The sequence below is a fragment of the Aminobacter sp. HY435 genome (assembly GCF_027568395.1).
Lineage (GTDB): Bacteria > Pseudomonadota > Alphaproteobacteria > Rhizobiales > Rhizobiaceae > Aminobacter.
Map to the genome: position 1 here is coordinate 374,046 of NZ_JANKZL010000005.1, position 15,364 is coordinate 389,409.

A 15,364-nucleotide genomic window follows, 5' to 3' on the forward strand; every position below is an offset into this window, starting at 1 on the left:
TTCGACAAGCGGTTCCCCGTCGCATACCGTCTGGCCGGAACCGGCGCAAACCATGCTGGAGGAAGAGCAATGCCGATATTCCGGGCGCCCGTCGAGGACACCCTTTTTGTGCTGAACGATGTGCTCGGCTACGAGCGCTACAGCAATCTCGCCGGCTTCTCCGACGCCAGCCCCGACGTGCTGGAGGCGATCCTCGCCGAGGGCGCCAAGCTCGCTGAAAACGTCATGCATCCGCTCAACCGCGTCGGCGACATGGAAGGCTGCGTCCGCAACGACGACGGCTCGGTGACGACACCCAAGGGTTTCAAGGAAGCGTTCGACCAGTATCGCGAAGGCGGCTGGATGGGCCTTGCCGTACCCGCCGAGCATGGCGGCCAGGGCCTGCCCTACACCGTTCACTCGGCGGTCGGCGAATACATGTCGGCGGCCAACATGGCGCTGATGATGTATCCCGGCCTGACCCAGGGCGCGATCGCCGCCGTTCTCGTGCACGGTACCGACGAGCAGAAGGCGAGCTGGCTGCCGAAGATGGTCGAGGGCGTCTGGACCGGCACCATGAACCTGACCGAGCCGCATTGCGGCACCGATCTTGGCCTGCTGCGCTCCAAGGCCGTGCCGAGCGGCGACGGCTCCTACAAGATTTCTGGCCAGAAGATCTTCATCTCGGCCGGCGAACACGACATGTCGGACAACATCATCCATCTGGTGCTTGCCCGCATCGAGGGCGCCCCGGAAGGCGTGAAGGGCATCTCGCTGTTCATCGTGCCGAAATTCAATATCGATGATCAGGGCAACCCGGCCACCCGCAACGCGGTGTCGTGCGGCTCGATCGAAGAGAAGATGGGTATCCACGGCAACTCGACCTGCGTCATGAACTATGACGAGGCAGAGGGCTTCCTGCTGGGCGAGGCCAATGGCGGCCTGAAGGCGATGTTCACGATGATGAACGAAGCCCGCCTCGGCGTCGGCCTGCAGGGTCTCGCCGTCTCGGAAGTCGCCTACCAGAACGCCGTCGCCTACGCCAAGGACCGCATCCAGGGCCGTTCGCTGACCGGCCCGAAGGCGCCCGACAAGAAGGCCGACCCGATCATCGTCCACCCCGACATCCGCCGCAAGCTGATGACCATGAAGGCATTCAACGAGGCGGGCCGGGCGCTGGTGCTGTGGACAGCGATCAACTCCGACGTCGCGCACCGCTCCGAGGACGGCGCCGAGCGCCAGGCTGCCGACGACCACATGGGCCTGATGACCCCGATCGTCAAAGGCGTGCTGACCGACAAGGGCTTCGAGCACGCCGTGATGGCGCAGCAGGTCTTTGGCGGCCATGGCTACATCGAAGAGCACGGCATGAGCCAGTTCGTGCGCGATGCCCGCATCGCTATGATCTATGAAGGCGCCAATGGCGTGCAGGCGCTTGACCTCGTCGGCCGCAAGCTCGGCCTCAATGGCGGCCGCGCCGTGCAGGCCTTCTTCAAGGAGGTCGGCGAGTTCTGCGAGGCCAATCGCGGCGACGAAAACATGGCGCCCTACACCAAGGCGCTGAAGAAGGGTCTCAACGACCTGCAGGCCGCGACAATGTGGCTGGTGCAGAACGGCATGGCCAATCCGGATGATGCTGGTGCCGCCTCGACCGACTACATGCATCTCTTCGGCCTCGTGGCGCTCGGCTACATGTGGGGCCGGATGGTCAAGACGGCGCAGGACAAGCTTGCCACCGGCGCCAACGGTTCGGCAGCTTTCTACGAGACCAAGCTCGTCACCGGCCGCTATTTCATGGAGCGCGTCATGCCTGAGACCTCGGCGCATCTCGCGCGCCTGTCGACCGGCTCGGCGACGATGATGGCGCTCGCCGCGGAGGCGTTCTGATCGAAGACCTGGCGGCCGTACGCGGCCGCCTCGCAACTGCGGCGTCGAAACGCGGAGGAGCACGTGACGACCAATCCAGCTGATATTCTTGGCCTGCCCAAACCCGCCTGGGCGGCGGACGACGTGGCGATGCTCTACGACATGGCGCACCGCTTCATGTCGGAAGAGATACTGCCGAGCTACGACGAGTTCGAAAAGAACGAGATGGTCGACCGCGCCAGCTGGGAGAAGGCTGGCGCCGCCGGCCTGCTCTGTGCTTCGATGCCGGAGGAATATGGCGGTTCGGGCGGCACCTTCGCCCATGAGAGCGCGATCATCGAGGCGATCGGCCATGTCGGCGTCGACGGCTTCGGCATCGCCCTGCACAATTCGATCGTGGCACCTTACATCCTGCATTACGGATCGGAAGAGCAGAAGAAGAAGTGGCTGCCCAGGATGGCGACCGGCGAGCTGATCGGCGCCATCGCCATGACCGAGCCGGGTGCCGGCTCCGACCTGCAGGGCGTCAAGACCCGCGCCGAAAAGGATGGCAACCACTACCGCATCAACGGCTCCAAGACCTTCATCACCAACGGCCAGCATGCCAACCTGATTATTCTGGTGACCAAGACAGACCCGGCCAAGGGCGCCAAGGGCACATCGCTGATCGTTGTCGAGACCGATGAGGTCGAAGGTTTCGAGCGCGGCCGCAACCTCGACAAGATCGGGCTGAAGGCCAACGACACCTCCGAGCTGTTCTTCAACGACGTGCGCGTGCCGACCTCCAACTTGCTCGGGCAGGAGGAGGGGCAGGGCTTCGTCCAGCTGATGCAGCAACTGCCGCAGGAGCGCCTGCAGATCGGCACCGGCGCGATTGCCATGATCGAGCGCGCGCTTGCCGAGACCATTGAATACGTCAAGGAGCGCAAGGCCTTCGGCAAGGCGATCCTCGATTTCCAGAACACCCAGTTCAAGCTCGCCGAACTCAAGACCGAGGCGACCATCGGGCGCGTCTTCTACAACGACTGCGTCACGCGTCACATTTCCGGCGGGCTCGATCCGGTAACTGCGTCGATGGCCAAGTATTGGCTGTCGGACCTGCAGTGCAAGATCGTCGATGAGTGCCTGCAGCTGTTCGGCGGCTATGGCTACATGAATGAATACCCCATCGCCCGCATGTATCGCGACGCCCGCGTGCAGCGCATCTATGGCGGCACCAACGAGATCATGAAGTTGCTGATCGCCCGCTCGCTCTGAGCCGCGATCCGAAAACGAGGAGCAAGAAAATGGCTGACGCTTTTGTCTATGACGCCGTGCGCACGCCGCGCGGCAAGGGCAAGAAGGACGGATCGCTGCACGAAGTGCCGGCGGTGCGCCTTGGCGCCAAGGTGCTGGAAGCGCTGCGCGACCGCAACGGGCTCGACACTGCCCAGGTCGACGACATCATCTTCGGCTGCGTCGATCCGGTCGGCGAGGCCGGTTCGGTGATCCCGCGCTCGGCCGCCTTCGAGGCCGGTTATGACAACAAGGCGCCGGGTATGCAGATCTCGCGCTTCTGCGCGTCCGGCCTCGACGCCATCAATCTCGGCGCGGCCAAGATCGCGCAAGGGGCCGACGAAATTGTCATTGCCGGCGGTGTCGAGTCGATGTCGCGCGTCGGCATGGGCATGTCGGGTGGGGCCTGGTTCATGGACCCTTCCGTCGGCATGCCGGCCTGGTTCATGCCGCAGGGCGTTTCCGCCGACCTGATCGCCACCAAGTACGGCTTCTCGCGTGACGACGTCGACGGCTATGCGGTCGAGAGCCAGAAGCGCGCCGCCAAGGCGTGGGAGAAAGGCTACTTCAAGAAGTCGGTCGTGCCGGTCAGGGACCAGAACGGCCTGACCATTCTCGACCATGACGAACACATGCGCCCGACCACCGACATGCAGTCGCTCGGCCAGCTCAACCCGTCCTTCGTCATCCCCGGCGAGATGGGTGGCTTCGATGCGGTCGCGGTGCAGCGCTATCCCGAGCTCGAAGAGATCAACCACGTCCACCACGCCGGCAATTCGTCCGGCATCGTCGACGGTGCGGCGGCGGTCCTGCTCGGTTCCAAGAAGGCCGGCAAGACGATGGGTCTCAAGCCGCGCGCCCGCATCCGCGCCTTCTCCAACATCGGCTCCGAACCGGCGATCATGCTGACCGGCCCGGTCGATGTCACCGAGAAGCTGCTCAAGCGGGCCAAGATGAAGATTTCGGACATCGACCTGTTCGAACTCAACGAAGCCTTTGCCTCGGTGGTTCTGCGCTACATGCAGGCATTCGAGATCCCGCACGACAAGATCAACGTCAACGGCGGCGCCATCGCCATGGGCCATCCGCTGGGTGCCACCGGCGCGATGATCCTCGGCACCGTGCTCGACGAACTCGAGCGCCGCGACCTCAACACGGCACTTGTCACGCTGTGCATCGGCGCCGGCATGGGCACCGCAACGATCATCGAGAGGGTGTAGCGACTTTTCCTTCTCCCCGTTTACGGGGAGAAGGTGGCCCGAAGGGCCGGATGAGGGGCAGCGCCAAGATCGGCAAGACCAGATTTGCCCCTCACCTGCCTGCCGGCATCCTCTCCCCGCAAACGGGGAGAGGCCCGCAGTTTCACCGTCGCGCTTTCCCGCTGACGCAACAGATTTTCAAGGAGGAAATTCTCCATGACCTATACCAACTTCACGGTCGAAACCGATGCCGAAGGCATCGCGCTCGTCACCTGGAACATGCCCGACCGCTCGATGAACGTCTTCACCGAGGAGGTGATGAACGAGCTCGACAAGATCATTGACCAGGTTGTCGCCGATGCCGGCATCAAGGGCGCCGTCATCACCTCGGGCAAGGAGACCTTCTCCGGTGGCGCGGACCTGACCATGCTGCAGAAGATGCTGAAGCTCTTCGCCAAGGAAAAGGCCAAGGACCCCGAGAAGGCAGCCAAGCTTTTGTTCGACAATGCCGGCCGCATGGGCGGCCTGTGGCGCAAGCTCGAAACCTCGGGCAAGCCGTGGGTCTCGGCGATCAACGGCACCTGCATGGGCGGCGCCTTCGAGCTGTCGCTCGCCTGCCATGGCCGCGTCGCAGCGGATAGCGACAAGGTCAAGATGGCCCTGCCGGAAGTCAAGGTCGGCATCTTCCCGGGCGCCGGCGGCACGCAGCGCGTGCCCAGGCTGACCGATCCGCAGTTGGCGTTGCAGATGCTGACCTCCGGCCAGACGCTGACGCCGCAGAAGGCCAAGGGCATGGGCCTGATCCACGAGATCGCCGAGCCCAAGAAGCTGATCGAAACCGCCAAGGCGATGATCGCTGCCGGCCTCAAGCCGGTCCAGCCCTGGGACGAAAAGGGCTTCAAGCTGCCCGGCGGCCCGGTCTATTCGGCCGCGGGCGCCAACCTTTGGCCCCCGGCAATCGCCATCCTGCGCCGCGAGACCTACGGCAACTATCCGGCTGCGACCGCGATCCTGAAGTCGGTCTATGAGGGGCTGCTGGTTCCGTTCGACACTGGCCTGCGCATCGAGCAGCGCTACTTCGCCGAGATCATGCAGACCAAGGAAGCGGCGGCGATGATCCGTTCGCTGTTCGTCTCGCTGCAGGAACTGAACAAGGGCGCGCGCCGCCCCGAAGGCATCACTGATACCAAGTTCAAGAAGATCGGCATCATCGGCGCCGGTTTCATGGGGGCGGGCATTGCCTATGTCACGGCCAAGGCCGGCATCCCGGTGGTGCTGGTCGACCGCGACCAGGAAGCGGCCGACAAGGGCAAGGCGCATTCCGACAACCTGATCTCCGATCAGGTCAAGAAGGGTCGCGCCAAGGCCGAGGAGCGCGAAAAGCTGCTCTCGCTGATCACGCCGAGCGCCGACTACGCCGATCTCGCCGGCTGCGACCTCGTCGTCGAGGCCGTGTTCGAGGATTCGGAAGTCAAGAAGGCCACGACCGAGAAGGCGGAAGCCGTGCTCAAGTCGTCGGCTGTGTTTGCCTCCAACACCTCGACAATCCCGATCACCTCGCTCGGCAAGAACTCGGTGCGGCCGAAGAACTTCATCGGCATCCATTTCTTCTCGCCGGTCGACAAGATGATGCTGGTCGAGATCATCATGGGCAAGAAGACCGGCGACAAGGCGCTGGCCGTTGCGATGGACTTCGTGCGCGCCATCAAGAAGACGCCGATTGTCGTCAACGACACGCGCGGCTTCTACGTCAACCGCTGCGTGCTGCGCTACATGTCGGAAGCCTTCAAGATGCTGATCGAAGGCGTGCCCGCGGCGATGATCGAGAATGCCGCCAAGGCTGCCGGCATGCCGGTCGGCCCGCTGGCGCTGACCGACGAAACGGCGGTCGATCTCGCCCAGAAGATCATGAAGCAGACCATCCGGGATCTCGGCGAAAAGGCTGTCGATCCGCGCCAGATGGCGCTGATCAACACACTCGTCGACAGCCATGGCCGCCTCGGCCGCAAGAACACCAAGGGCTTCTACGATTACCCGGCGAAGCCGGCCAAGAAGAAGCTGTGGCCCGGCCTCAAGGACCTCTATCCGCAACTCGCTCCGGAAAAGGTCGACGTCGAGGAGATCAAGCAGCGCCTGCTGGCGGTCATCGCACTGGAAGCGGTGCGTGTGATGGAAGAGGGCATCGTCACCGACCCGCGCGAGGCGGATGTCGGCTCGATCCTCGCTTTCGGCTTCGCGCCTTATACTGGCGGTGCGCTGTCTTACATCGACGGCATCGGCGCCAAGAAGTTCGTCAAGATCGCCAAGGATCTGCAGAAGAAGTACGGCGCCGAGTTCAAGGCGCCGAAACTACTCATCGACATGGCCGACAAGGGCGAGACCTTCTACCAGCGCTTCGATCCCTACGCGAAATCAGAGGAAAAGAAGGCGGCCTGACGCGATATGTACGTTTGGGCAAGGCTTGCTCGGGTGGCCGCGACGAAATCTCGTCGCGGCCCTTACCGTTTTGGCGATGAGGGCCGGCTGTCGTTCCGCTGCCTGCCGACCGACATCGACTTCAACATGCACCTCAACAATGCGCGCTACATGATGCTCGCCGATGTCGGCCGCATCGACATCTTCATGCGCTCGGGCCTGATCGAGCTTGCCCGCAAGCGTGGCTGGGCGCCGATGCTGGGTGGGTTGCAGACGGTGTTCGTGCGCGAGATCAGGCTGTGGAAGCGCTTCGAGGTGGTGTCCTCGATCGAGACCTGGAGCGGCACCGAGGTCATTGGCAAGCATCGCTTCGTCCTCGACAATGGCGAGACGGCTGCGCTGATCATGACCAGTGCCGGGGTCTACGACCGCGAGAACCGGCGCTTTGTTCAGATCGACGACCTGGTGAGGCTGCTCGGTGCCGAAATCACGCCGCGCGATGTCAGCGAAGAGGAGAAAATCTTCATCGCCTCGCACAAGGGCATGCGTTCGCTGGCCAAGAACAAGGGCTGACGCAAGACCGCTGTAGACAAGCGGCGGCGGCGTGTCTAAAGATTGCGGAAAGGTATTTTTTCCTGTCCGAAGGGGAGCGCCATGCTCTCGCATGACCGTGTCTGGGCCGCCATCGATGCACTGGCCGAGCGCTATTCGCTGTCGGCGTCAGGCCTCGCCAAGAGGGCAGGGCTCGACTCCACCGCCTTCAACAAGTCCAAACGCCAGTCCGCTGACGGCAGGCCACGCTGGCCCTCGACGGAATCGCTCGCCAAGGTCATCGAGGCGACCAATTCCTCGCTCGAGGAGTTCCTGGCTTTTGTCGAACCGGCCAGGGCGGCGGTCAGGACAAGGCCGCGCGAAAAGCCGACCGGAGTGCCGCTGCTAGGCTTTGCCCAGGCAGGCGCCGGCGGCTTCTTCGACGATGCCGGTTTTCCGGCCGGGCAAGGCTGGGACCTGGTTGAGCTGCCGGCGCGCGCCACCGACAGTTCCTATGCGCTTGAGGTGCAGGGAGACTCCATGCTGCCGCTATATCGCAACGGCGACGTGCTCATCGTCGAGCCGGGGGCAGTGGTGCGCAAGGGCGACCGCGTGGTGGTCAAGACAATCTCGGGCGAGGTGATGGCCAAGGTGCTCGAGCGGCAGACGCAGGGCGCAATCGAACTGATGTCGCTCAATCCCGAGCATCCGAACCGCCGCTTCCAGACAGGCGAGGTCGAATGGATGGCGCGCATCGTCTGGGCGAGCCAGTAGACCGGCATGAAAGCTTCCGCACTCGCAATGGCCCTCGCCGGCTTCGGCCTTGCGGTCCTGATCGTCAACGCCGGCGGCCACCGGCTGTCGGCGTTCGAAGCGCCGCTAATCGATGCCATCGACGAAAGTGACCTGCCCGACGATTTCGACTTGACCGGAGAAGAAGACACCGCCGCCGTCGAGCCTGAACCTGAAGTGGAATCCGGGCCTGAGCCTGTATCGACCCAGTCCGCGCCGGCGCGCTCCGTGGCGGGGGGAGAAATCGCCCCGCCGGCAAGCGTCGAGGGCGGCCTGGTTCGCGAGCCGCCACGCGCACCACTGAGCGAACTGAGCCTCGCCTTGCCGCCCAAGCCGAAGGTGACCGCCGAGTGGGACGGCGCGACGCTGTTCCGGCCCGTAGCCTCGGCTGCCGGCGTCATCGACGCAAAGGGACTTCAGGTTTCGATCGCCGGGCTGACGCCTCTCGATCTCGCCGAAACCTGTTCTGTCGATGGCAAGCAGTGGAACTGCGGCGTGCGGGCGCGCACCGCGCTGCGCGGTCTGCTGCGCGGCCGCGCCGTGGTCTGTGATATCCCCGCGGACAAGGACCAGGGCGAGGTGGTCGCCAGATGTCGGATCGGCAAGCTCGATGTCGGGGAATGGCTGGTCGCCAACGGTTGGGCAAAACCCTTGGCCGACGGTCCCTATGCGGAAGCCGGCAAGAAGGCGGAGCAAGGCAAGAAGGGCATTTTCGGCTCGGCGCCCGAGCGCGTCGAGATGACGCTGACGCCCAACGCCACGAACCTGCCGGATATCGAGGCTCCGCCGTTGGGGTTGCCTGAGGGCGAACTGGTCCAATAGGTGACCGGCCCGCATAGTGGGCCGGTCAACGTCGAAGTCACGCCGCCAGCGTGCCGTCGAGGGCGCTGCGGATCAGCGCACGCGTCTCCGCAATGCCGTAGAGGGCCGCGAACGAACCGAAGCGCGGGCCGCGTTCCTGGCCGATCAGCACCTGGTAGATCATCTGGAAAAAGGCGCCGGACACGCCGGGGCCGCCTTCCGGGCTCTTCTTGGTGTGGTCCTGGTAGCGCTCGATCTGGCGCGCGACATTGAGCGAGGCGTTCTGGATCGCTTCGCCGTCGGCGCCGGCCGGCAGGGCGGCAAGCGCCTTCTCCAACTCTTCGAGCGCCGCGCGTTCGGCGTCGTCGGCCGCCCGGAAGGTTTTCGTCGGCTTCACGAAATCGTCGAAGTAGCGGATCGCATAGCCCGTCAGCTTGTCGAGCTCGGGATGCGTCGCTGGCGTCACGCCCGGTGCATGGCGCGAGATGAAGCCCCACAGCACGTCCTTGTTCTGCGCGTTCGAGGCGCTGACCAGGTTGAGCAGCATCGAGAACGGAACAGGCATGTCGACGACAGGCGGGTTGCCGTCATGCATGTGCCAGACCGGATTGCCCAGCCGCTCCTTCCATTCCTGGCGCGGGTAAGCGGAGAGGAAAGTGTAGTATTCGTCCACCGCGCGCGGGATGACGTCGAAGTAGAGCTTCTTTGCCTGGCGCGGCCTCTGGTACATGTAGAGGCCGAGGCTTTCGGTCGGCGCGTAGGTCAGCCATTCGTCGATGGTCAGGCCGTTGCCCTTCGACTTGGAGATCTTCTGGCCGTTCTCGTCGAGGAACAGCTCGTAGACGAAATGTTCCGGGGCGCGGCCGCCCAGGATGTTGCAGATGCGGTCGTAGATGACGGCGTTGGTCTGGTGATCCTTGCCGAACATCTCGAAATCGACGCCCATCGCCGCCCAGCGCATGCCAAAGTCGGGCTTCCACTGCAGCTTGACCCTGCCGCCCGTAACCGACAGCGTGGTTTCCGTGCCTTCATCGTCGAAGGTGATGGTGCCGGCCTCGGCGTCGACATGCTTCATCGGCACGTACAGCACGCGGCCGCTCTTTGGCGAGATTGGCAGGAACGGGCTGTAGGTCGCCTGGCGTTCCTCGCCAAGCGTCGGCAGCATCACGGCCATGATCTGGTCGTAGCGCTCTGCCGTGCGCATCAGCATCGCGTCGAACTTGCCCGACTTGTAATATTCGGTCGCGCTGGCGAACTCGTATTCGAAACCGAAAGTATCGAGGAAGCGGCAGAGCATCGCGTTGTTGTGATCGCCGAAGCTGGCATAGTCGCCGCCGAACGGATTCGGCACCGCCGTCAGCGGCATGTGCAGATACGGTTCAAGGGCTGCACGGTCCGGCACGTTGTCGGGGATCTTGCGCATCCCGTCCATGTCGTCGGAGAAGCACAGTAGCTTCGTCTTGACCTTGTCTTCGGTCAGCACGTGGAACGCGTGGCGCACCATGGTGGTGCGCGCCACTTCACCAAAGGTGCCGATATGCGGCAGGCCCGACGGACCGTAGCCGGTCTCGAACAGGACGGTCTCGGGGAATTCCTTGCCTTTGTAGCGCTCGACGATTTTCTTCGCTTCCTCAAACGGCCAGGCTTTGCTTTCAGCCGCGGCCGCGAGAAGTTCGGGGTTGAGATCGATGATGTTTGATCTCGTCATGTCGAGAGCCCTTTTAGTTGGGCGGAAATTCCGCCGAAGACGGCATGCTCTATGCGTGCATGCCCCGGGCGTCAACGATTCCGGCCATTTTTCATTGCAGCCGGGGCATTGCCTTCCTAAGTTTCGGAAACATTTGAACCCTTCCGGAGAACTCCATGGCACTGCCGAACGCCCACGAGGCGCTGATCTACCTGATGGTCGTAACGTCCGCCGCCGACCGTGACATGACCAATGTCGAGCTGGCGCGGATCGGCGAAGTCGTCAGGTCCTGGCCGGTGTTCATGGACTTTGACGAAAAGCGGCTGATCGCGGTGGCGCAGGATTGCCAGGAGACGCTGCATTCCGACAACGGTCTCGACGAAATCCTCGATACGGCGCGCCGGGTGATCCCCGAGCGTCTGCACGAGACGGCCTATGCCGCTGCGTTCGAGGTTGCCTCGGTCGATCTCGAGATGCGGATGGAGGAGCTTCGCGTGCTGCAACTCCTGCGCAAGCATCTGAGCGTCGATGCCCTGACAGTTGCGGCGATCGAGCGCGCCACCAAGGCGAGGCACCGCACGCTGACGTAAGCCGGCCGTCAGAAGAAGCTGACTGGAAAATACCTGAGATACAGCTCGGCGAAGGTGCCCTTCGCCGAGATTTCATGCAGCGCATAGTCGAAGGCGCTTGCCAGTGCCGCCTGGTCGGGCTTGGTGGCGATTGCAAGCCCGATGCCAAGATACTCGGGCGCCAGATAGGGGCCGCCGGCAAACCGGCAGCACTCGGCGGCGTCGGTCCCTGCGAGCCAGAACGACAGCCGCATGCCATCGCCGAACGCGGCGTCGACCTTGCCATCCTTCAGATCGGCGAAAAGCCATTCCGGCTTGGCGTAGGTAACGGCCTTGATGCCTGCGAAATAGTCGCGCAGCACCCGCTCATGCGCCGAGCCGGCAAGCACGCCGACACGCTTGTCCTTCAGCTTCTCGGCGATCGGTTCGGTGACGGCCTGAGCCTTGCGCATCACGAAACGCGCCGGGAACTGCAGATAGGGACGCGAGAAGGCGTAGTTTTCGCGGCTGGCCGACGTCGCCGGCACACCGGCGATCAGCGCTTCGCCGTCGCCCTTGGCCAACGCCGCGTCGAGCTCCGGCCAGGGCAGCGCCTGAATCTGGCATTTCTCCGATATGCCGAGTTCAGCGCAGATGGCGCGCGCCAGATCGACATGGAAACCCGAGAGCCGGCCGTTCTTATCTATGAAGTTGAAGGGCGGAAAGTCCGTCGTGGTCAGGAAGCGCAGCCTCGGCAGGGCCGACAGGTCGGGCTTCTGCAGTCTCTCCTTGCTGTCCCACAGGATAGGCACCTGAGGCTCAGCCGTTCTTGCCGGGCCGGGCAAGGCTGCGATCAAGATCGCCAACGCCAGCATCAGCGGTGCGGGTTTCATGGCTGCGCTTCGGCCCCTCGACTGAGGCATCGTCGCGAAATCCGAAGCGTTGGTCGGACGGCGCAATGCCCGCATGATGGTTGCGGGGTATGTGTTTGCACCTCTGTGGTTGCATTTACCCCGACTGTTCGCCCAGAGCTTTAGCGCTCCCTTCGTCAAGAGGCAAAGCCAATGTGAAGCTTTGTGCCGGGCGTCGCCCCAGGTGCTGATTCCATATATCGAGATATACCTATCGGGTCTGTTTCTCACCCGTTTGGAGCATGGCATAGCGCCGATGCGCGTGCATTATGGTCGGCATGGACTTGCAGCATTGGGGGATGTTGCAATGACGCTGAGCCAGTCGCTGCGGGGAGGATGCGCGCGAACGTACAGGCTGCCTGATGCGGCCGGTACGGGTTGGTTCAATTACTGCCTAAGTATCCAAATTGACGGCTCGCAGGCCGTGGGTGCGTGATGGCTGTGCTCGACTCCAGTCACGCAGCCATCCGCCCCGCTTTTTTTCCGGAGCCCTCCGATTTCAACGAAGCAAACGACAACGGATCTCCCTCCGGAGAGCTGGACGCTGCAGGCTATCAGCCGCTGCATCGGGTGCTCGACGAACTCGGCATAACGCATTCCGAGCGCGACGTGCTGGTCGCTCAGGCCATGTTTCAAGGCACCAGCATCCAAACGGAACTGCTGGCGACAGGCAAGGTCTCGGAAGCCGCATACTTTGCCGCGATGGCGCGCGAGATCGGCGTCGACTACCTTGCCGCGATCGATCCGGCGCATTTGCTTATCGGCGACGACGCCTGCCTCGAGCAACTCGGCCACAGGCATCGCGTCATGTTCGCCGAAGTCAGGGACGGTTGGTGCCGTCTCGCCAAGGTTGTCTCGCCCGACGCCGGCGGCTGGGCTGTGCTGGCGCGCGCCTTGCACGATCGTCCTGGCTTGCGGGAAGGCATCAAGGTTGCCGCGCCATCGGTGCTGCGCTCGGCGCTTGTGGCGCGGTCGCGCCAGATACTGACGCGTCGAGCGGTCGATCATCTCCGCGACGCCAGGTCCGATTGCTCGGCCAGCGACATCATCTGGCCCTGGCAGGCGTTTTCGCTGGGCGTGCTCGGCGGTTTCCTGTCGGTCGCCCTGGCCACAGTGCCGATGCTGGTGCTCTTTGCCGCGCATCTGTTTGTCGTGAGCTGCTTCATTGGATGCGCGATACTGCGCGCCATCGCTGCTGCAGGGTGGCGTGAGCCCCGCCAGCCGGAAATTTCGCTGGTGCTGTCTCCTGAGCTGCCGGTCTACTCGGTGCTCGTTGCGCTTTACAATGAGGCCGACGTGGTGCCGCAGTTGCTGGTAGCGCTTGGCAGGCTGCAATGGCCGCACAGCAAGCTCGAAATCAAGCTTGTCTGCGAACAGGACGATACGAGCACGATCGCTGCGATCACGGCTCTCCAGTTGCGCGCCAATGTCGAGCTGGTGTTGGTACCGCCATCATTGCCGAGGACGAAGCCCAAGGCTCTGGCATACGCATTGCCGCTGACGCGCGGCGACCTGGTCGTGCTCTACGACGCCGAGGATCGGCCCGATCCGACGCAACTGGCGGAAGCATGGCAGCGCTTCCGCGCTTCCGGAAAGGACCTTGCCTGCCTGCAAGCCCCGCTGGAGATTGCCAATCGTGGCTCAGGGATGATCGCCAACATGTTCGGTTTTGAATATGCGGCACTTTTCCGGGGGTTGCTGCCGTGGCTCGCCAGCAATCGACTATTGCTGCCACTGGGCGGCACATCCAATCATTTCCGGCGCGAGGTGCTTGAAGAGGTCGGGGGATGGGACCCGTTCAATGTCACCGAAGACGCCGATCTCGGACTACGGCTGGCGCGCAATGGCTATCGCTGCGAGACGCTGACCCGGCCCACGCGCGAGGACGCGCCTGAGGAATTGCGGGCATGGCACAACCAGCGCGTTCGCTGGTTCAAGGGCTGGATCGCGACCTGGCTGGTTCACATGCGCAATCCACGGGAGCTCGCGCGCCAGTTGCACCCTGTTTCGTTTGTCGTCGCGCAGCTACTGTTTGCGGGAATGGTGCTGTCGTCGCTGATGCATCTTGCTCTGCTGCTGACCCTGGCAGCCTTGGTCGTGCAGATAGTGTTCGACCAGCCATGGGGCCTGTGGCAAACCCGGCTTGTCGCCCTTGACGTAATAAGCGTGATACTTGGCTACTTCTGCTTCCTTTTCCTCGGCTGGCTGGTGCTGGGGCGCAAGGAACGTCGCGGCTTCTGGAAGCTGTGCCTGTTCACGCCGGTCTATTGGACCATGCTGTCATTGGCTGCCTGGTCCGCCGTCTTCGAGCTCTGGCGGCGTCCGCACCACTGGGCAAAGACGCCGCATCGCAAGGCGCGGAGCTTCTAGTCCTTCAGGAATTTCATGCCTTCGCCAATGATCTTGCCGTCTGGCCTGCCGACCTGGTCGAGGTCGCGGCCATCATAGGGAAGGGCCCGCAGGATGTGCCTGATGGCGGCAATGCGGCCGCGGCGCTTGTCGTTGGCCTGGATGACGATCCACGGCGCAAAGCTGGTGTGGGTCTTTTCGACCATCAACTCGATCGCCCTTGTGTAGTCGTCCCACTTGCTGATGCCGGCAATATCCATTGGCGAGAATTTCCAGTTCGTGAGCGGGCTGTGGCGCCGGTCGTGGAACCGCTTGAGCTGCATCTCCTGGCTGATGTCGAGCCAGAACTTGAAGAAATGGATGCCCTCGTTGACGATCATTTTCTCGAACTGCGGCGTCTCGTCGAGAAATTGCTTGTGCTGTTCCGGCGTGCAGAAGCCCATGACCGGCTCGACGCCGGCGCGATTGTACCAGGAGCGGTCGAAGGTCACGAACTCGCCGGAGGTCGGGAATTGCGCGACGTAGCGCTGGAAATACCACTGTCCGCGTTCGGTCTCGGTCGGCTTGGTCAGCGCGACGTTGCGCGCCGTGCGCGGGTTCATGTACTGGCGCAGCGCAAAGATGGTGCCGCCCTTGCCGGCCGCATCGCGTCCCTCGAACACCGCCAGCACGCGCTTGCCAGCCCCTTGCAGCCATGCCTGGCATTTCACCAGCTCGATCTGCAACTGCTCCAGCGTCTGGTCGTACTCTTTCTGAGGCAGCTTGTCGTCGTAGGGATATTTACCCGATTTCAGCGCCTTCTTGTCGATCCAGTCGGGAAGCTTGGGATCGTTGATGTCGAAGGTGCGCTCCTCCTTGCCGACGCGGATCCTGACGGGGCCTGCGGCGGCGGCTTCCGTCGTGGCCGCTGCAGCGGGCGCATTGTCCTTCTTGCTTTCCTTGTCTTTTTTCATGGCGGCGGCACCTTTCCAGCTTGGCGAACCATGCTATTGGGTGGCTTGAAGGCGGTCC

The 15,364-nt window shown here is 63.3% G+C and carries 12 protein-coding genes; 9 read left to right on the forward strand and 3 right to left on the reverse strand.

Annotation, left to right across the window (positions count from 1 at the left end; genetic code table 11):
* Positions 1-69 precede the first annotated feature (69 nt).
* The 7 genes from PCJ21_RS09050 to PCJ21_RS09080 all read left to right on the forward strand — a co-directional run bounded on the left by PCJ21_RS09050 (position 70) and on the right by PCJ21_RS09080 (position 8,879).
* Positions 70-1,866 (forward strand): acyl-CoA dehydrogenase, encoded by a 1,797-nt coding sequence (locus PCJ21_RS09050; protein ID WP_269931056.1) that lies wholly within the window; start codon positions 70-72, stop codon positions 1,864-1,866.
* A gap of 63 nt (positions 1,867-1,929) precedes the next feature.
* Positions 1,930-3,102, forward strand: coding sequence for an acyl-CoA dehydrogenase family protein (locus tag PCJ21_RS09055; RefSeq protein ID WP_269931057.1), 1,173 nt, complete (start codon positions 1,930-1,932; stop codon positions 3,100-3,102).
* 29 nt (positions 3,103-3,131) lie between these two features.
* The gene (locus PCJ21_RS09060) at positions 3,132-4,340 is read left to right on the forward strand and encodes an acetyl-CoA C-acetyltransferase (RefSeq protein ID WP_269931058.1); all 1,209 of its coding nucleotides are present in this window, start codon (positions 3,132-3,134) and stop codon (positions 4,338-4,340) included.
* A gap of 195 nt (positions 4,341-4,535) precedes the next feature.
* Complete coding sequence (locus tag PCJ21_RS09065; protein WP_269931059.1) at positions 4,536-6,755, forward strand: 3-hydroxyacyl-CoA dehydrogenase NAD-binding domain-containing protein; 2,220 nt, start codon at positions 4,536-4,538, stop codon at positions 6,753-6,755.
* A 6-nt stretch (positions 6,756-6,761) separates the two neighbouring features.
* Positions 6,762-7,307, forward strand: a complete 546-nt coding sequence (locus PCJ21_RS09070) for a thioesterase family protein (protein ID WP_269931060.1) — start codon at positions 6,762-6,764, stop codon at positions 7,305-7,307.
* Between the two features lie 81 nt (positions 7,308-7,388).
* A complete protein-coding gene (locus PCJ21_RS09075) occupies positions 7,389-8,039 on the forward strand; it encodes a S24 family peptidase (RefSeq protein ID WP_269931061.1) in 651 nt (216 codons plus the stop codon).
* A 6-nt stretch (positions 8,040-8,045) separates the two neighbouring features.
* Positions 8,046-8,879 (forward strand): thermonuclease family protein, encoded by an 834-nt coding sequence (locus PCJ21_RS09080; RefSeq protein WP_269931062.1) that lies wholly within the window; start codon positions 8,046-8,048, stop codon positions 8,877-8,879.
* 37 nt (positions 8,880-8,916) lie between these two features.
* On the opposite strand, the gene PCJ21_RS09085 is transcribed toward PCJ21_RS09080, so the two are convergent.
* Positions 8,917-10,566: a lysine--tRNA ligase gene (locus PCJ21_RS09085; protein WP_269931063.1), complete on the reverse strand. Its 1,650-nt coding sequence runs from the start codon at positions 10,564-10,566 to the stop codon at positions 8,917-8,919.
* Between the two features lie 155 nt (positions 10,567-10,721).
* On the opposite strand from PCJ21_RS09085, the gene PCJ21_RS09090 reads away from it, so the two are divergent.
* The gene (locus tag PCJ21_RS09090; RefSeq protein ID WP_269931064.1) at positions 10,722-11,135 is read left to right on the forward strand and encodes a tellurite resistance TerB family protein; all 414 of its coding nucleotides are present in this window, start codon (positions 10,722-10,724) and stop codon (positions 11,133-11,135) included.
* A gap of 8 nt (positions 11,136-11,143) precedes the next feature.
* Here the strand turns inward: PCJ21_RS09090 and PCJ21_RS09095 are convergent, their stop codons facing one another.
* Positions 11,144-11,986, reverse strand: a complete 843-nt coding sequence (locus PCJ21_RS09095; RefSeq protein WP_269931065.1) for a transporter substrate-binding domain-containing protein — start codon at positions 11,984-11,986, stop codon at positions 11,144-11,146.
* Between the two features lie 453 nt (positions 11,987-12,439).
* Here PCJ21_RS09095 and PCJ21_RS09100 point away from each other — a divergent pair, with 453 nt between their 5' ends.
* Positions 12,440-14,374, forward strand: coding sequence for a glycosyltransferase family 2 protein (locus PCJ21_RS09100; RefSeq protein ID WP_269931066.1), 1,935 nt, complete (start codon positions 12,440-12,442; stop codon positions 14,372-14,374).
* On the opposite strand, the gene ppk2 is transcribed toward PCJ21_RS09100, so the two are convergent.
* On the reverse strand, positions 14,371-15,306 hold the full coding sequence (gene ppk2, locus PCJ21_RS09105; RefSeq protein ID WP_269931067.1) for a polyphosphate kinase 2: 936 nt from the start codon (positions 15,304-15,306) through the stop codon (positions 14,371-14,373). The genes PCJ21_RS09100 and ppk2 overlap by 4 nt on opposite strands.
* Positions 15,307-15,364: the final 58 nt, after the last annotated feature.